The sequence below is a fragment of the Streptomyces sp. NRRL F-2664 genome (assembly GCF_000719345.1).
Lineage (GTDB): Bacteria > Actinomycetota > Actinomycetes > Streptomycetales > Streptomycetaceae > Streptomyces.
The window spans coordinates 207,831-223,806 of record NZ_JOFX01000003.1; the positions used below are offsets into that span (position 1 = coordinate 207,831).

The window sequence follows — 15,976 nt, forward strand, 5'->3', positions numbered from 1 at the left end:
CCCGGCATCTTGCAAGGCGGCGGGGCCTCTCGGGGCCTGCCGCACGGTATCTGCACAGTGTGAGCAGCAAGGCGGGGCTGGGATGAAGGCGGTAGCGGTGACGGACGGTTCCTCGGACGACCCGGAGATCGGGGGAACCACCGTCGCGGGGGCGGACCCTGATGACACGTCCACGGGACCGGACACCGAGGCCCGGACGGAACCGGCCGAAGCCGACGGAACCGCGCGGGCCGGGACGGGGCCGGAAACCGACCCCGAGCGCGAGTCCGAGTCTGATGCCGGGCCCGACCCCGAGTCAGGGCGCGAGCCCGAGTCCGACGCCGGGCCCGACTCCGAGTCAGGGCGCGAGCCCGAGGCCCAGTCCGAAGCCGGGCCTGACTCCGAGACCGGGCGCGAGCCCGAGGCCGAGGCCGCAGCGGGACCCGTGGCCGAAGCCGAGGCGGGGCCCGGCTCCGAGTCCGGGCGCAAGGCCGAGGGCGGGCGCAAGGCCGAGGGCGGGCCGACGGACGAGGGCGGGGCGGCGGACGAGGACGCCGGGGAGTCCGGGGACCCGTCGTCGTTGCGTACGGAGGCCACCGGAACCGGTTCCCCGGCCGGCGGCTCCGGGGGCACGGACGCGCACGCTGCGGCAGAGGCGCCGGAGGACGCCGACGCGACGCGCCTGCTCACGATGCCGGGCCGCCCCACCCCCACGCCGGACGACGCCGACCCGGCGGCCCGGACCGGCCCTCCCACCCAGGCCACACCCGTCGCGCCGAGCAGCGACGGGGATGCCGACCCCGACCCCGAGGCCTCGGAGGAAGCCGACACCGTCAGCGAGTCGTCCGCGCCGGCCCCGGCCGAGGCGGCCTCGGCCAGCCCGGAGGAGGAGATGCCGAAGGCCGACGCCGGGTCTCCGAGCGACAAGGACGGCGCCCAGGTCGACGCCGACGCGACGCGCATGCTCCGGTTGCCCGCCGGCCGGGCCTCCTGCGGAGCCCCCGAGAAGGCCCCGCAGGAGGCCGACGCCGCGCGCGTACGGAAGGCGCCCGCGCCTGCCCCGGCCGGGGACACTGCCGACGCCCCCAACGGTACGGACGCGGACCCGTCGGCCCGGGGCGACGCAGGCACCCCCGCCGCCGAGGCCGGGCCCACCGCCGACGGCCCGAAGGAGGCGCCTCGGGAGGAGGCCGACGCCCGGCGGACGCCCAGGACGGCCGCCCCCGGCTCCGGCAGAGCCTCGGCCCCGAGCGACAAGGACGACGCCCAGGGGGACCCCGACGCGACGCGCATGCTCCGGATGCCCGCCGACCGCACCGGCCGGGCCTCCTCCGGAGCACCCGAGAAGGCCCCGGAGGAGGCCGACGCCACCCGCGTACTCAAGGCACCCGCACCGGCCAAGGCCGCCGGGGCCGAGAACTCCGCCCGCGGGGCCCGGTCCGCGGACGACGCCCCCGAGGGCAAGTCCGCGGAAGAGGCGGACGCCACGCGCGTACTGAAGAGGCCCACGCCGCCGGCCTCCGCCGAGCCCGTGGATGCCGAGCCGGCCGGTGATCCCGGCAGTCGGACGGGCCGTCCCGGGGGCGGGCCCGACAAGGAGGGCGCCGACGCGTCGGGCGACGGACCGCGGGTGCCCGGATGGGCCCGGACCGCGGACCCGGACTCCGAGCGGACGAGCCGGTTCGTCGCACTCAAGGACGTGGACGTCCCGCCGCCCGCCCCCGCCCGCCCCCGGCCGCAGCCGCAGGCCGCCCCCCGGGCGACCCCGCGGCCGCAGCCCCTCCCCCCGCTGGACCTGCTCGCCGAACTCACCAACACGCCCGCCCCTGCGGAGACCCCGCGCCGGACCGCTCTGCGTCGGGTCAAGGTGTGGACGCCGATCCTCCTGCTCCTCGCCGGCGCCTGCATCGGCGGCCAGATGCTGCGGCCCCTTCCCGACCCCCGGCTCGTCGCGAGCGAGACCGAGCACGCCGTCGACGGGCAGTTCTCCGTACCGTGGCCGGGCAAGGGCCAGGGCGCCGTACGCGTCGTCGGCTCCGGCGACATCGGCACCTTCGGTGAGCAGAAGCCCGTCCCGACGGCCAGCGTCGCGAAGGCGATGACGGCCTACGTGATCCTCAAGAACCACCCGCTGCGCGGAACCGAGGCAGGCCCTGACATCACGGTCGACGCGAAGACCGTGGCCGACGGCAAGTCCGAGAACGAGTCGCGGATCACGGGCCTCACCGCCGGTGCGAAGTTCAGCCAGCAGGACATGCTGAAGATGCTGATGATCCCCTCGGGCAACAACGTCGCCCGCTTGCTGGCACGTTGGGACACGGGCACGGATTCGGAGGCCGCGTTCGTCGAGAAGATGAACGCCGCCGCGCGGGAACTGGGGATGAAGGACACCACCTACACCGACCCCAGCGGGCTGGACGCGGGCACCGTCAGCACCGCCACCGACCAGCTGAAGCTCGCCGAGGCGGTGATGAAGGACGACGCCTTCCGCGCGATCGTCGCGCTTCCCGAGGCGCCGATCAAGGGCCTCGACGAGAAGCTCGTCAACAACAACGACCTGCTCACGGTGAAGGGCCTGAGCATCCGCGGCATCAAGACCGGCTCCAGCACTCCGGCCGGCGGGACCTTCGTGTGGGCGGCGTACAAGGACGTCGGTGACGAGACCCCGCTGATCGTCGGCTCGCTGATGGAGCAGCGCGCTCCGGCCCCCGACGAGAACGCCCTGCAGAGCCTGGCGCTGGTGAAGGCGAACAGCAGGAAGATCGTCGAAGCGGTGCGCGCGGCCCTCGCGTCCGCCCCGCTGATCCGCAAGGGCGACACGGTCGGCTACGTGGACGACGGGCTCGGCGGCCGTACCGCGCTGGTGGCCGCCAAGGACCTGAACGTGGTCAGCGTGCCCGGCCAGCGCTTCAAGCTGTCGCTGAAGGCCGGGGCGTCGCCGTTGCCGCGCACCGCGAAGGCCGGCACGGAGGTCGCCGTCCTGACGGCCGGTGAGGGCGGGGCGGCCAAGAGCATCCCGGTGGCCGTTCAAGGCGCCCTGACCGAACCCTCCTTCGGCACCCGGCTCACCCGCCTGGGCTAGGGGGTCATGTCGGGCCCCGCGAGCCCGGCATGATCCGAAGAGACGCCCCCGCCCCGGACGGTCTACAGGACGTCGGTGAACAGCAGTCGGTTGGGGGTGCCGGGGCCGGTTGCGGCCAGGAGGTCCTCCGTGGACCTCTCGACGAGCCGGCCGGCCACTTGCGCGGGCGTGGCCGCCGGGTGGGCCGCCTTGTGGAGGGCGGCCGCCCCGGTGGCGTGGGGGGCGGCCATGGAGGTGCCGTCCAGGGCGACGGTGCCGCCGCCGAGGAGCGCCGAGTCGATCTGCTCGCCGGGGGCGTGGATCTCGACGCAAGGGCCGTGGTTGGAGAAGCCGGACTGCTCGTCGGCCCGGTTGCTCGCGGCGACCGTCAGCACCCCGTCCGCCGAGGCCGGGGAGACCGTGCAGGCGTCGGCCGCGGAGTTGCCGGCAGCCACCACCGGGAGGGTGCCCGCCGCGGCGACGGCGGTAGCGGCGCCGTTCACGGCGTCGGAGCGGCTCCCGCCGAGGGAGACGTTCAGGACGGCCGGCTGCCTGGCGTTCCGCGCGACCCAGTCCAGCCCGGCCACGACCGCGGAGTACTCGCCCCGGCCGTCGCAGCCGAGGACGCGGACGCTGACCAGGCGAACGGCGCGCGCGACGCCGTACGTCCGGCCGCCGACGGTGCCCGCCACATGGGTGCCGTGGCCCTCGCAGTCCCGCCCGTCGCCGCCGTCGCCGACGGCGTCGAATCCGGGCTCGGCGCGGCCCTCGAACTCGGGGTGGTCGTAGTCGATCCCGGTGTCCAGGATGTACACGGTCACCCCGGCGCCGTCGCCGGGCGCGGTGAAGTCGCCGTCGAGCGGGAGGGTCCGCTGGTCGATGCGGTCCAGGCCCCAGGTGGGGGCGGAGGCGCGGGCGGCGGGCAGGGCCGCGGGACCGACCGGGGTGGGCGGGGCGGAGACCTCCGCGTCCGCCTCCACGGAGCGGACGCCGGGGGTGGTGCGGACGGCGTCGAGCTGTTGCGGGCCCAGTGTGACGGCGAAGCCGTTCATCGCGGACCCGTACACGAAGGTGGGCGCGAGCCCGAGCCGTTCGGCGAGCGCGGCGGCGTCCACTCCCTCGTCGAGGCTGACGATGTACTTGCCGGGAACGGCGGCGGCGGACGCGAGGAGCGGAGCCCGTACGGGTTCCGGTACGTCCGCGGCGGCGCCGGTCGGTGCGGGGGCCGCCGCGAGCAGGGCCGCGGCGGTCAGACGTACGAGCAGGCGCATGGAGGTGCTCCCCGGGTGGCCGGCGGTCGTCGGGAGACGGCCGCGTCCCCGCCGGTGCTCGGGCGCGGCCTCCCTCTCCTTCGGACGGGCCCCGGGAGGGCTTGAGGGGAGCGTCCCCGCTTGGCCCAGTGCCTCCACCGGGCACAGCGGCCGGGCGGGGCGGACACGGCGCCGGTGCCGTGACCGCCCCGCCCGGCCGGGTGAGCCGTCAGGCGCCGGGCGGCACCCGGGACGGGCGGCCCCGCCCGCGCGTCAGGGCGTACCCGAAGACGCCCGCGAGCGCCCCGAGCACTCCGCCCGCCGCGGTCCACAGCCAGCGGTCCGACCACCAGCCGCCGGACCAGCCGTCCTCCGGTTCGCGCAGGGTGCCGGTCACGGTGCCGGCGACCAGCGGCCGGGCGAGGGCGCCGTCCACCGCGTGGGCGCCGCCCTCCTCCCGCACGTCGGCCTCGACGGCGGCCCGCACCGGCAGACCCAGGTCCTCCTCCGGCAGGTCGAGGACCGTCAGGCGGACGTAGTAGCTGCCGGGCAGCGGGTCGTTGGCCCACGGCTCGGCGCCCGCGCGGACGGTGCGCAGGGTGCAGGACAGTTCGACGGAGGCGGCCTCCTTGGCCGCTGCCCGGCTCTGCGTCCCGTAGGTGCAGGCCTGGCGGCGGCGCAGTCCGTCGTACACGTCGAGCTGCCAGGTCGACGCGCCGTGCCGGGCGGCGGACTCGGGCAGGGTGACGGCGGCCCGGACGGTGACGCGCTGCTGTGCGTCGATGGGGAGCACCCAGTACAGGTAGTCGCCGCTGGAGGCGTCGGCAGTGGCCTTCTGGCCGGGCCGGAACGGTGTCGCGGTGCGGAAGCTCGTGCCGGCCTCGGTCGGCGCGGACTCCGCTGCGGCCCCGCCCGTGGCCTTGCCGGTGGAAGCGCTCGGCGACGGGGTGTCCGCGACGGCCGGGCCCGCGGCCGTACCGGCCACCGCGAGGGCGGCGGCGGCCGCGAGCAGGCTCGCGGTCAGTGTGCGTACGGTACGCATCAGTTGGTCCTCCAGACGGAGATGCGCCAGCGCGAGACCCATCCCCACACCAGGCCGGCGAGCAGTCCGGCCAGCACCAGCACGGCCAGTGTCCACCAGCCGCGTCCGAGGCCGAATGCCGCGGCGTCGGAGTCGCTGCCGGGGCCGTCCACGACGTCGATGGTCAGCTCGACGGGCATGCCGGGGGTGGTCTTGACGGACGCGGGAGCGGAGAAGGAGTTGCTGACCTGGAGGCAGACGGTCTCCGCCGCGGGCTTCGCGTCCCCGTCCGTGTCGTCGTCGGTCTCTGCCTTGGGGTAGCGCAGGCCGGTGGACAGCACGTCGGTACGGCCGGCGCCCGCCTCGGAGCCGCGTACGATCTCCCGCCCGTGGACGGTCGTGGCGCGCAGCAGGACGCCGTAGTCGTTGTTGACCGCCCGGTCGGCGCCGATGCTCACCGAGGCGCGCAGCTCCTGGCCGGGAAGGACGTCCACCCGGTACCAGCGGTGCTCGCCGAAGGTCTCGCGGTCGCTGTAGAGGCCGGGCTTCAGCTGCGGGGCGCCGGCGCACTGCCGGGCGCCCTCGGTCGCCACGGGGTTGACGACGGGGTCGGCGGCCCGGTCGACGAGTTGCCGGACCCTGCCGGAGAGTTCGGCCTTGTGCTGCACGGAGGTGTACGTGCCGCCGGTGGCCTCTGCGATGCAGGTCAGCTGGGCCCGGGTCTTGGCGTCCGGGACCAGGCCGAGGGTGTCGATGACCAGGTGGATGCCCTTGGCGGCGATGTCGCGGGCCACTTCGCACGGGTCGAGCGGGGCGCAGGTGTCCTCGCCGTCCGTGATGAGCACGATCCGCTTGGTGGCGTTGCCGCCCTCCAGGTCCTGGGCGGCTCCGAGCAGGGCGGGGCCGATGGGGGTCCAGCCGGTCGGGGCGAGCGTCGCGACGGCGGCCTTGGCCTCGGTCCGGTCGAGGGGGCCCACCTTGTAGAGCTGCTTGGTGTCCTTGCAGCCGAGCGTCCGGTCGTCACCGGCGTAGTCGGCGCCCAGGGTCCGTATACCGAGGCGGACTTCGGCGGGTACGGCGTCGATGACCTCGTTGAAGGCCTGCTTGGCAGCGGCCATCCGGGACTGGCCGTCGATGTCCGCGGCCCGCATGGAGCCGCTGACGTCCAGGACGAGGTCGACCTTGGGGGGCTCCTTCGCCGTCGGTTCGTCGGCGGCTGTGGCGCTCGCCGGGAAGAGCCCGACGGCCAGGGCCGCGAACAGGCCGCACGCCCTGGCCGCAAGCCGTTTTCTAGTGATCATCGCCGGATCGTATTGAGGATCGTCCGGCAATCCAAAAACATGACGGAGCAGACCGGCCGATATCCGGATGCGCGCGCCGGCGCCGCCCGCCTACGCTGCCGGGATGAGTACCCGTACCTTCCGTATCACCGTCCGGGGCGCGTTCGACGGGCTGACCGGCGACCAGCGGGCCGAGCTGCTCGCGGCCGCGCCGGAGCACGACATGCTGCGTGCGGAGTTCACCGCCGAGGGGCACCTGACGTACGACCTCGCGGCCCGTCCCTTCTTCACCTTCCGCTTCCTGGATGCGGGCGAGGCGGAGGAGGACATCCTCGACGCGACGGCGCGGGCGGAGCTGGCTGCGGAGTGCTGGTTGACGGAGCGCGGTTACGGTTTCAAGCAGATGCGGTCGCAGGCGCAGGACCTGTCGCTGGCGCCTCTGGGCAAGCGGCAGCGCCGCGAGGCGGCGCGCGCCGGGGCAGGGCACTGAGCGGGGCCGGGCCCTGACCGCGGTGGGGAGCGACCGGGGCGGGGCCTCGACCGGTCGGGGTCGGGCGGTCCCGCCAGGTCGGGCGGCCGGTCAGGGTCGGGCGGCCGGTCAGGGTCGGGCGGCGGGGGCGAAGACGGTCGAGAGGTGTGCGGTCAGTCGCTGCGCGTCCGGCGGGCAGTGCCGGGCGCCGAGGTATCCGTCCGGGCGCACCAGGAACGCGGTCGGCTCCTCGGCGGCGTAGATGCGGGCGAACTCGCCGCCGGTGTCGTGGTAGGCCGGCAGGGGGACCGGGCCGGGCGGGGTGCCGGCCGGCAGGACGACGCACGTGTCGACCCGGCCGCCCGAGGATTCCCGTGCGGTGCGGGCCAGTTCGTCGAGGCCGGTCCCGTAGAGCAGCAGGACGTGTTCGCGCTCGCGCAGCAGGTCGGCGAGCCGCAGCGGTACGGCAGCCACTGGCGAGGTGAGGCCGCCGCAGTCCGGGGCCCGGTCGCCCGGCCGGGGACCGGGGCCCTCTCCGGGCGGGTCGACGACGGGACTTCCCCGGTAGCCGACGAGCAGTTGGGCCTCGCGCAGCGTCAGGGTGGCGGGGTCCTCGGGGTCGGACTGGACGCCCTGGGCGGAGGCGTGGCGCACCGTGCGGCCGACGACCTCCTCGCCGACCGGACGGCGTTCGGCGTCGTAGCTGGGCAGGAGGCCGGGGTGGGCGGCGCCCTGGACGGCCAGGGCGAGCTTCCAGGCCAGGTTCCAGGCGTCCTGGATGCCAGTGTTCATGCCCTGGGCGCCCGTCGGCGGGTGGATGTGCGCGGCGTCCCCGGCGACGAACACCCGGCCGGTTCCGTAGCGGTCGACGATGCGGTGGCTGATGCGGAACACCGATGACCAGCGGATGCGGGAGGCGGTGGTGGGGGTCGGCGAGAGCCGGTCGAGGACGGTCTGGATGTCCGCGAGGTGCGGGGCCCGTGCGCTCCGGAGGCCGTGTTCGACCCCGTCGGCGTCGACGGGGGCCTGCTGGGCGGTGGACAGTTCCGGTGGCACCTTCATGGACATCCGGTAGCGGCCGCGGCCGGGCAGCGGGATGCACACGAGGATGTCGTCGACGGCGCCAGCGCCGTCCAGGTGCATGGCGCGCAGACCGTACCCGTAGGGCTGCTCCCAGTCGACCTCGACGTCGGCGAGCATGTACTCCTCGGGGAGGGCCCCGCCCTCGAAGGAGAGCCCGAGCCCCTTGCGGACGGTGCTGTGGGCGCCGTCGCAGCCGACCAGGTAGCGGGTGCGCAGCTCCTCCTCGGCGCCGGAGGGGGTGCGCAGCAGGCTGGTGACGCCGTCGGCGTCCTGGCGGAAGGACACCAGTTCGGTGCCGCGTTCGACGGCGGTCCCCCAGCGGGCCAGGTGTTCGCCGAGGATGCGCTCGGTCTCGTACTGCGGGAGCGCGGCGAAGCGGTAGGGCACTTCGGGCGGCAGGGCCAGGTCGATGCGGGGTTGCTCGGCGCCGTTGACGTAGGTGAGCTGTCCGCGCAGGGGGACGGCGGCGTCCAGGACGGCGCGGAGCGTCCCCATGCGGTCCCAGATCTCCAGGGTGCGCGGCTGGATGCCCACGGCCTTCGCGAACGGCAGCGGTGCGGGGAGCCGGTCGACGATCCGGCAGGAGACGCCGCGCCGGCGGAGTTCCGCGGCGGCGGTCAGGCCGATCGGGCCGGCGCCCACGACCAGGACGTCCGTCGTGCTGTTGTGCGCCACGGGCGCCTCCCGGCGTACGGCCCCCCGTCCGAGTCTGTGACTCCATGGTGGCCGTGCGCCGGGTGCACGGCATCTCCGCCGGCCCGGTTACTCGACGACGAGGTCCACCTCGATGTTGCCGCGGGTGGCGCGGGAGTACGGGCAGACCTCGTGGGCCTGCTTGACCAGCAGCGCGCCCGTCTCGCCGGCCAGGGAGTCCGGGAGCTCGACGCGCAGGGTGACGCCGAGGCCGAAGCCGGCGCCGTCCTTGCCGATGGAGACCTCCGCGGTGACCGAGGCCTCGCTGGTGTCGACCTTGGCCTGGCGGCCGACCAGGCCGAGGGCGCTGGCGAAGCAGGCGGCGTAGCCCGCGGCGAAGAGCTGCTCGGGGTTGGTGCCCTGCCCGTTGCCGCCCAGCGCCGGGGGCATGGCCAGGGCGAGGTCGAGCTGGCCGTCGGAGCTGACGGTGCGGCCCTCGCGGCCGTTGGCGGTGGCGACAGCGGTGTAGAGCGCGTCCATGAGAGTTCCTCTCGCAGAAATGAACCGGTGCGGCGGCCGGTGCTCGACCGCGCTCCACCAGTAGAGCACGCAATTCAGTTGTGCACAACTCAATGCCGTACCGCCTTCTCCGGGTACACTGGCCGACATGACCGAGCAACCCCTCGCGACCCGTGCCGAGCAGGACTTCCTGCGCCTCGACGGCCAGATCTGCTTCGCGCTGAACGCCGCGAGCAGGGCCTTCGGGGGCCTCTACCGCGTGGTGCTGAAAGACCTGGGGCTGACCTACCCGCAGTACCTGGTGATGCTGGTGCTGTGGGAGCACGGCGAGATGCCCGTCAAGGAGATCGGGCAGCATCTGCGGCTGGACTCGGGCACCCTGTCGCCGCTGCTCAAGCGGCTGGAAGCGGCCGGACTGGTGCGCCGCGAGCGCAGCACGCGGGACGAGCGCTCCGTGCGCGCCGGCCTGACGCCGGAGGGTGCGGCGCTGCGCGCCCGCGCGGTGGAGGTGCCGCGGCGGATCGCGGAGGCCACCGGCTTCGATCTGGCCGAGGTCGTCGACCTCCAGACCCGGCTGAGCCGGCTCACCGCCGCACTGGACGCCGCCATGCCCGTGGAGGAGGCGCGGGAGACGCGCGAGGAGCCACGCGCGGCGCGGGAGGCGTAGCCGACGTCCGGGACGGACACTGGGGCCACCGACCCGAACGGCAGGAGGCCGCCGATGGACCCGGTCGCCGCGCTGGACCGGATCGCGTTCCTGCTGGAGCGCGCGCTGGCGCCCACCTACCGGGTGCGGGCGTTCCGCACCGCATCCGCGGCCGTCGCCCGCATGGGCGGCGAGGAGGTGGCCCGGCGGGCCGCCGCCGGCTCGCTGGAGGCCGTCAAGGGCCTCGGCCCCAAGACGGCCAAGGTCGTGCAGGAGGCCCTCGCCGGCGCGGTGCCGTCCTATCTGCAGGCCCTGGAGGACGAGGCCGCCGCGCACCCGGACGGCCCACCGGCCTCCCCCGCCGCGACCGCGCTGCGGGCGGCGCTGCGCGGGGACTGCCACCTGCACTCGGACTGGTCGGACGGCGGCAGCCCGATCGAGGCGATGGGCCGGGCGGCAGCCGATCTCGGCCACGACTGGGCGGTACTGACCGACCACTCGCCGCGCCTGACGGTCGCGCGCGGACTGTCCCCCGAGCGGCTGCGCGAGCAGCTCGACGTGGTGGCCGGGCTCAATGCCGCCTGGGCACCCTTCCGGCTGCTCACCGGGATCGAGTGCGACATCCTCGACGACGGCTCCCTCGACCAGGAGCCGGAGCTGCTGGAACGGCTCGATCTCGTGGTCGGCTCCGTCCACTCGAAATTGCGGATGGACGCTCCCGCGATGACGCGGCGCATGGTGGCGGCCGTACGCAATCCGCTCATGGACGTCCTCGGCCACTGCACGGGCCGGCTGGTGACCGGCCGCGGCCGCCCCGAGTCGCAGTTCGACGCGGAGGCCGTGTTCGCGGCCTGCGCGGAGGCCGGTACCGCGGTGGAGATCAACAGCCGGCCGGAGCGGCTGGACCCGCCGAAGCGGCTGCTGCGGCTGGCCGTGACGGCCGGGACCTTCTTCGCGATCGACACGGACGCCCACGCCCCGGGACAGCTGGACTGGCAGATCCTCGGCTGCGAACGCGCCGTCGCATGCGGCGTCCCGACCGGCCGGATCGTCAACACCTGGTCGGCCGACGACCTCCTCGCCTGGACCCGCACCCGCCGCGCACCGTAGCCCCGTCCGCCACCGCGAACGCGGCGCACTTCTCAGGGGCGCAGTTCGACGGCCAGGAGGACCACGTCCGCCCCGGCCACCGCCATCACCGTGCGGAAGGGGAGCCTGCCCGCGGGACGGCGGGACGCCAGCAGCAGGGCCGCGGAGGTCGCGGCGAGCAGGGCCCATCCGTACGCCGTCACCCGGCCCGGCGGTCCGGCCACCAGGGCCGCGGCCGAGGCCAGGACGAGCACCCCGGCCACGGCGGCCGAGCGGCGGGCACCGAGCCGCTGGGGCAGCCCCGCCACACCGGTGGCCAGGTCGTCGTCGATGTCGGGCAGCACGTTGGCGAAATGGGCGCCCGCGCCGAGCAGGGCCGCTGCCGCCATCAGCCAGGGCGGCGGCCAGGGCGCACCGGGCAGGCCGAGGGTGACGAAGGCGGGCAGCAGGCCGAAGGCGACGGCGTACGGGGCCCAGGAGAGGGCCGTGCCCTTCAACCGGAGGTTGTACGCCCAGGCGGCCGCCACGCAGGCCAGGTGTACGACGCCGGCGAGGAGGCCGGCCGACAGGGACAGCGGCACGCAGACCAGGAGGGCCACCGCGGCCGCCCGGGCCACGGCGGCGGCCGGGACCGTACCGGCGACCAGGGGTTTGTCCCGTCGGCCCGCGAGCAGGTCGCGCCGCAGGTCGGCGCGGTCGTTGCACCAGCCCACCGAGAGCTGTCCGGCGGCCACGGCCCCCGCGGCGAGGGCGATTCCCGGCGGCCCGTGTCCCGCGGCGGCCGCCAGGACGGCGGTGAAGGCCGTCACCGCCACGGCGGGGAGCGGGTGACACGCCGCCGACAGCCCGGCCAGGGTGGAAAGGGTACGTCGGGTGCGGGCGGCGGCTCCGCTTGCGGGACCGCCTCCGCCGTCGGTGGTCTGCGTTCGCACGGGCACGGCGACACGCTATGCGGCGCCGCGCCCGAATCGGCTGATTCGTAACGAAGTGTCAGTTGTTTTCTATGGTGACTCAATGACACGTGTTCTGGCAGTGCGCAGCGTGTTCCCGCCCCACCGCCATCCCCAGTCCGAGATCACGGAGGCGCTCGCCCGTCTCCTGCCGCCCGGCTCCGACACCGCCCTGCTGCGCCGGGTCCACGCCTCGGTGCGCGTGGACAGCCGTCATCTCGCGCTGCCCCTGGAGCGCTACGGGCCCGCGAACGACTTCGGCACGACGAACGCCCTGTTCGTGGAGAGCGCCCTCGCACTCGGTGCCCGCGTCCTGGAACTGGCCCTCTCCGACGCCGGCCTGACCGCCTCCGAGGTCGACCTCGTCATGTCGACCACCGTGACCGGGGTCGCGACGCCCTCACTGGAGGCCCGTCTGGCCGCCCGCGCCGGGCTGCGTCCCGATGTGCGCCGCGTACCGCTCTTCGGCCTCGGGTGCGCCGCCGGAGCCGCCGGGGCGGGCCACCTCCACGACCTGCTCTCCGGCCGTCCGGGTCATGCCGCCGTGCTGCTGTCCACGGAACTGTGCTCGCTCACCCTCCAGTCCACGGACGCCTCGATGGCGAACCTGGTGGCGGGCGCCCTCTTCGGCGACGGGGCCGCGGCCCTGGTGGCGGTGGGCCGCGACCACCCCCTCCACGCGACGGGCGCCGGCCCCGAGGTCGTCGCCAGCCGCAGCCGCCTCTACCCGGGCACCGAGCACCTCCTCGGCTGGGACATCGGCCACTGGGGCATGCGCATGGTGCTCGGCCGGGAACTTCCGGACCTGGCCCGCCTGCACGTGGCCGAGGAGGTGGAGAGCTTCCTCGCGGCCCACGACCTCAAACCGGCGGACGTCGACGCCTGGATCTGCCATCCCGGCGGCCCGAAGATCCTCGACGCGCTCTCGGACGCGCTGGGTCTGCCGGAGTCGGCGTTCGCGGCGAGCCGGCGTTCGCTCGCGGCCGTGGGCAACCTCTCCTCCGCCTCGGTCCTGCACATCCTGGAAGCTGTCCGCAGCGCCGGACCTCCGCCCGGGTCCGTAGGGCTGATGCTCGGCTTCGGTCCCGGCTTCGCCTCCGAACTCGTCCTCCTGCGCTGGTGACCCCGATGGACCCGGTGAACTCCATGGCCCCGATGCACTCCCTGACCTCCAGCACCTCCCTGAGCCTGTACGTGCTGCTCGTCTGCCTCGTCGCTGCCGAGCGGCTGGCCGAGCTGATCACCGCCCGGCGCCACACCGCCTGGAGCCTGGCGCGTGGCGGCCGCGAGTACGGCCGCGGCCACTACCCGGCCATGGTCGCCCTGCACACCGCGCTGCTGGCGGGCTGCCTGGTCGAACCGTGGGCGGCCGGGCGGCCGTTCGTGCCCCTGCTCGGCTGGGCGGCCCTGGCCGTCGTCGTCGCCGCCCAGGGCCTGCGCTGGTGGTGCATCGCCACGCTCGGTCCGCGCTGGAACACCCGGGTACTCGTCGTTCCCGGCCTGCCGCTGGTGGACCGGGGACCGTACCGGCTGCTGCGCCACCCCAACTACGTGGCGGTGGTCGCGGAAGGGGCCGCGCTGCCCCTGGTGCACTCCGCCTGGGCGACCGCGCTCGGCTTCACCGTGCTCAACCTGGCGCTGCTGCGCGTGCGGATCGGCTGCGAGGAAGCGGCTCTGACGGACGGCGGACGCCTGCGGGCGCCCGCCTCCGTCCCGTCGGCGGGCGCACCGTCATGATCGATCTGCTGATCGCGGGCGGCGGACCGGCGGGGCTGGCGACCGCCATCCACGCCGCCCTGGCCGGCCTGGAGGCCGTGGTGGTGGAACCGCGGCCCACCCCCATCGACAAGGCCTGCGGGGAGGGTCTGATGCCCGGCGGGGTGCGCCGCCTGGAGGAGCTCGGCGTGGCCGTGGCGGGGCAGCCCTTCCGGGGCATCCGCTACGTCGACGAGGCGAGCGGCCGGCAGGCGGAGGGCCTCTTCCGGTCCGGGCCGGGGCTGGGCGCCCGTCGTACGGACCTCCAGGCCGCGCTCGCCGACCGGGCCGCGCGGCTCGGCGTACGGGTCCTGCCGCAACGCGTCGACCAGGTACGGCAGGGCGCCGACCACGTCACCGCGGCCGGGCTCACCGCCCGCTATCTCGTCGCGGCGGACGGCCTGCACTCCCCCGTCCGGCGGGGCCTGGGGCTGTCGGCTCCGGCCGCGTCCCGCCGGCCGGCCCGCTACGGGCTGCGCCGCCACTACGCCGTCGCACCGTGGAGCGACCTCGTCGAGGTGCACTGGTCGGCGCGGTGCGAGGCGTACGTCACCCCGCTGGCGCCCGACCGGATCGGCGTGGCGGTGCTCACCACCGACCAGGCGCCCTTCGACGAACAACTCGCCCGCTTCCCCCGGTTGGCGGCCCGGCTCACCGGCCGCGCCGACACGCCGGTGCGCGGCGCCGGGCCGCTGCGCCAGGGGGCGCGCGTCCGCGTCGCGGGGCGGGTGCTGTTCGTGGGGGACGCTGCCGGCTATGTCGACGCCCTGACCGGCGAGGGCCTCACCCTGGCCGTGACGGCCGCGGCCGAGCTGGTGCGCTGCGTACGGGCAGGGCGGCCGCAGGCCTACGAACAGGCCTGGCGGGACGTGTCGCGCAGTTACCGCGCCCTCACCGAATCGCTGCTGTGGGCCCGTCGGCGGCAGCATCTCGCGCCCCGGATCGTCCCGATCGCCGCGCGGCTGCCCCGCGTGTTCACCGGAGCGGTCAACCTGCTCGCCTGAGGCCGCCGTGCGAACGCGGCGGCACCCCGCGCGGGTGCGCAGGGTGCCGCCGCGGCGGTCGCGTCGGCCGGTCAGGCCGAGCGGTCCTGACGACCCCTCAGGGCCACGCCGGCGAGCACCGCGCCGGCCGCCGCGCACAGTATGACGGCGGCTCCGGCCCAGGCCTGCGAGCCGCCCACCGTGCCGGCCAGCGGGTCGAAGGCGAGGGAGCCGCCGACCACGTGCAGGGCGACCACGCCGAGGGCCGCGGCCGCGCCGGCCCGCCACACCGCCGTGGTGTCGCGCAGCGCCACCAGCGCACCGATGCCGAGGCACACCAGGGTGACCAGCAGGGGCAGCAGGTCCCGCGGGCTCGTGGGCGGCAGGGCCGCCAGGTCCTGCGGCAGGTGGAGGGCGCCGCTGACCAGCAGGGCGACCGCCGCCGGCCGGCGCAGGACGTGCCGCAGAGCCGGGGTGCGGGCCGCTTGCCCGGCGGGAGCGGGCCGCCGGGGCTGCACCGGCTGGGGCGCTTCGTACAGGCCCCCGTACGGGAGGCCGTACGCCTGCTCGCGCGGCTCCGGGCGACGCTTCGCGTCCCGTGCGTCCGCCCCGGGGGCCGGGGCGGTTCCCGCGGGCCGGGCCCGGTGGGACTGCGGCGGCTGCTGCGGCTCGCCGGTCGGGTCCTTGCCGAGGAAGTTCACCAGCAGGGCGACGTCCTCGATGGACCGTCCGACGGCGGCGGCGCGCAGCGTGATGTCCGCCTCGCCCACCTCGTGCGGGGCGTCACCCAGCAGGGTGACCATCCGCTGGACGTCCTGCACGGGCCGGGTCACGGCGGCCGTGCGCAGGGCGTCCTGTCCGGCGTCGGGCAGCTGGCCGTCCTCCTTGAGAAGACCCACCAGGGCGGTCACCTCCTCCACCGGCCGGCAGGTGGCGGCCGTTTCCAGGAGGGTCCGCATGCGCTGGGTGGTCTGCTCGTCCGCGACCTCGCAGCCTTCGGCGGCGGCGGCGTCGGTGGGTGCGGAGACGTCGGTGGGTGCGGAGGCCGGGGGCGCCTCGGGCGCAGCCGGTACGGGGCCCTCCGGGGCTCCCGGGGTGTCGGGCACGCCGGGGGGCCGGGGGGCGGTGGTGTCGGGGGGCACATGGCGGCTTCCATGTTGCGTCGCCGCGAGAGTGGTGGGGTCATTCATCGAAAGCTCCGTTCGCCGACGCGCGGGTCTAGGCAATCGCGCGCCGGTCATCGTGCGTCACGGGAAGC

Annotated in this window: 14 protein-coding genes; 7 read left to right on the forward strand and 7 right to left on the reverse strand. The window is 75.5% G+C overall.

Going from position 1 to position 15,976, the window contains the following annotated elements:
* Positions 1 to 82 precede the first annotated feature (82 nt).
* Complete coding sequence (locus IF89_RS47470) at positions 83 to 3,061, forward strand: serine hydrolase (RefSeq protein ID WP_234327661.1); 2,979 nt, start codon at positions 83 to 85, stop codon at positions 3,059 to 3,061.
* A gap of 62 nt (positions 3,062 to 3,123) precedes the next feature.
* Here IF89_RS47470 and IF89_RS0105510 read toward each other — a convergent pair whose 3' ends face one another.
* The 3 genes from IF89_RS0105510 to IF89_RS0105520 form a co-directional block, all read right to left on the reverse strand.
* Complete coding sequence (locus tag IF89_RS0105510) at positions 3,124 to 4,311, reverse strand: S8 family peptidase (RefSeq protein ID WP_030761982.1); 1,188 nt, start codon at positions 4,309 to 4,311, stop codon at positions 3,124 to 3,126.
* A 208-nt stretch (positions 4,312 to 4,519) separates the two neighbouring features.
* Complete coding sequence (locus IF89_RS0105515) at positions 4,520 to 5,332, reverse strand: hypothetical protein (RefSeq protein ID WP_030761985.1); 813 nt, start codon at positions 5,330 to 5,332, stop codon at positions 4,520 to 4,522.
* Positions 5,332 to 6,612, reverse strand: a complete 1,281-nt coding sequence (locus IF89_RS0105520; RefSeq protein WP_030761987.1) for a VWA domain-containing protein — start codon at positions 6,610 to 6,612, stop codon at positions 5,332 to 5,334. Before IF89_RS0105520 ends, IF89_RS0105515 begins: the two co-directional genes overlap by 1 nt.
* 103 nt (positions 6,613 to 6,715) lie before the next feature.
* On the opposite strand from IF89_RS0105520, the gene IF89_RS0105525 reads away from it, so the two are divergent.
* Positions 6,716 to 7,081 (forward strand): DUF6204 family protein, encoded by a 366-nt coding sequence (locus IF89_RS0105525; RefSeq protein ID WP_030761990.1) that lies wholly within the window; start codon positions 6,716 to 6,718, stop codon positions 7,079 to 7,081.
* A 108-nt stretch (positions 7,082 to 7,189) separates the two neighbouring features.
* Here IF89_RS0105525 and IF89_RS0105530 read toward each other — a convergent pair whose 3' ends face one another.
* Both IF89_RS0105530 and IF89_RS0105535 read right to left on the reverse strand, forming a co-directional pair.
* Positions 7,190 to 8,818, reverse strand: coding sequence for an FAD-dependent monooxygenase (locus IF89_RS0105530; protein WP_030761993.1), 1,629 nt, complete (start codon positions 8,816 to 8,818; stop codon positions 7,190 to 7,192).
* Between the two features lie 87 nt (positions 8,819 to 8,905).
* Positions 8,906 to 9,316, reverse strand: coding sequence for an organic hydroperoxide resistance protein (locus IF89_RS0105535; protein ID WP_030761995.1), 411 nt, complete (start codon positions 9,314 to 9,316; stop codon positions 8,906 to 8,908).
* Positions 9,317 to 9,443: 127 nt separating this feature from the next.
* On the opposite strand from IF89_RS0105535, the gene IF89_RS0105540 reads away from it, so the two are divergent.
* Both IF89_RS0105540 and IF89_RS0105545 read left to right on the forward strand, forming a co-directional pair.
* The gene (locus tag IF89_RS0105540) at positions 9,444 to 9,962 is read left to right on the forward strand and encodes a MarR family winged helix-turn-helix transcriptional regulator (protein ID WP_051806816.1); all 519 of its coding nucleotides are present in this window, start codon (positions 9,444 to 9,446) and stop codon (positions 9,960 to 9,962) included.
* A gap of 54 nt (positions 9,963 to 10,016) precedes the next feature.
* Positions 10,017 to 11,051, forward strand: a complete 1,035-nt coding sequence (locus IF89_RS0105545; RefSeq protein WP_030762000.1) for a PHP domain-containing protein — start codon at positions 10,017 to 10,019, stop codon at positions 11,049 to 11,051.
* A 32-nt stretch (positions 11,052 to 11,083) separates the two neighbouring features.
* Here IF89_RS0105545 and IF89_RS0105550 read toward each other — a convergent pair whose 3' ends face one another.
* Positions 11,084 to 11,968: a UbiA family prenyltransferase gene (locus IF89_RS0105550; protein WP_267882090.1), complete on the reverse strand. Its 885-nt coding sequence runs from the start codon at positions 11,966 to 11,968 to the stop codon at positions 11,084 to 11,086.
* Between the two features lie 76 nt (positions 11,969 to 12,044).
* Here IF89_RS0105550 and IF89_RS0105555 point away from each other — a divergent pair, with 76 nt between their 5' ends.
* The 3 genes from IF89_RS0105555 to IF89_RS0105565 are packed head-to-tail and all read left to right on the forward strand — an operon-like array spanning position 12,045 to position 14,739.
* Positions 12,045 to 13,103, forward strand: coding sequence for a type III polyketide synthase (locus IF89_RS0105555; protein WP_030762008.1), 1,059 nt, complete (start codon positions 12,045 to 12,047; stop codon positions 13,101 to 13,103).
* 32 nt (positions 13,104 to 13,135) lie between these two features.
* A complete protein-coding gene (locus IF89_RS0105560; protein WP_051806836.1) occupies positions 13,136 to 13,717 on the forward strand; it encodes an isoprenylcysteine carboxyl methyltransferase family protein in 582 nt (193 codons plus the stop codon).
* Positions 13,714 to 14,739: an NAD(P)/FAD-dependent oxidoreductase gene (locus IF89_RS0105565; RefSeq protein WP_030762013.1), complete on the forward strand. Its 1,026-nt coding sequence runs from the start codon at positions 13,714 to 13,716 to the stop codon at positions 14,737 to 14,739. The genes IF89_RS0105560 and IF89_RS0105565 overlap by 4 nt, the downstream gene beginning before the upstream one ends.
* Positions 14,740 to 14,810: 71 nt before the next feature.
* Here the strand turns inward: IF89_RS0105565 and IF89_RS45835 are convergent, their stop codons facing one another.
* Complete coding sequence (locus IF89_RS45835) at positions 14,811 to 15,908, reverse strand: hypothetical protein (protein WP_158717808.1); 1,098 nt, start codon at positions 15,906 to 15,908, stop codon at positions 14,811 to 14,813.
* Positions 15,909 to 15,976: the final 68 nt, after the last annotated feature.

What these genes read in the sequence shown, in the direction of transcription:
- IF89_RS47470 (WP_234327661.1), top strand. Translation starts at nt 83, where the DNA reads ATGAAGGCGGTAGCGGTGACGGACGGTTCCTCGGACGACCCGGAGATC.
- IF89_RS0105510 (WP_030761982.1), bottom strand. Translation starts at nt 4,311, where the DNA reads ATGCGCCTGCTCGTACGTCTGACCGCCGCGGCCCTGCTCGCGGCGGCC.
- IF89_RS0105515 (WP_030761985.1), bottom strand. Translation starts at nt 5,332, where the DNA reads ATGCGTACCGTACGCACACTGACCGCGAGCCTGCTCGCGGCCGCCGCC.
- IF89_RS0105520 (WP_030761987.1), bottom strand. Translation starts at nt 6,612, where the DNA reads ATGATCACTAGAAAACGGCTTGCGGCCAGGGCGTGCGGCCTGTTCGCG.
- IF89_RS0105525 (WP_030761990.1), top strand. Translation starts at nt 6,716, where the DNA reads ATGAGTACCCGTACCTTCCGTATCACCGTCCGGGGCGCGTTCGACGGG.
- IF89_RS0105535 (WP_030761995.1), bottom strand. Translation starts at nt 9,316, where the DNA reads ATGGACGCGCTCTACACCGCTGTCGCCACCGCCAACGGCCGCGAGGGC.
- IF89_RS0105540 (WP_051806816.1), top strand. Translation starts at nt 9,444, where the DNA reads ATGACCGAGCAACCCCTCGCGACCCGTGCCGAGCAGGACTTCCTGCGC.
- IF89_RS0105545 (WP_030762000.1), top strand. Translation starts at nt 10,017, where the DNA reads ATGGACCCGGTCGCCGCGCTGGACCGGATCGCGTTCCTGCTGGAGCGC.
- IF89_RS0105555 (WP_030762008.1), top strand. Translation starts at nt 12,045, where the DNA reads ATGACACGTGTTCTGGCAGTGCGCAGCGTGTTCCCGCCCCACCGCCAT.
- IF89_RS0105560 (WP_051806836.1), top strand. Translation starts at nt 13,136, where the DNA reads ATGCACTCCCTGACCTCCAGCACCTCCCTGAGCCTGTACGTGCTGCTC.
- IF89_RS0105565 (WP_030762013.1), top strand. Translation starts at nt 13,714, where the DNA reads ATGATCGATCTGCTGATCGCGGGCGGCGGACCGGCGGGGCTGGCGACC.
- IF89_RS45835 (WP_158717808.1), bottom strand. Translation starts at nt 15,908, where the DNA reads ATGAATGACCCCACCACTCTCGCGGCGACGCAACATGGAAGCCGCCAT.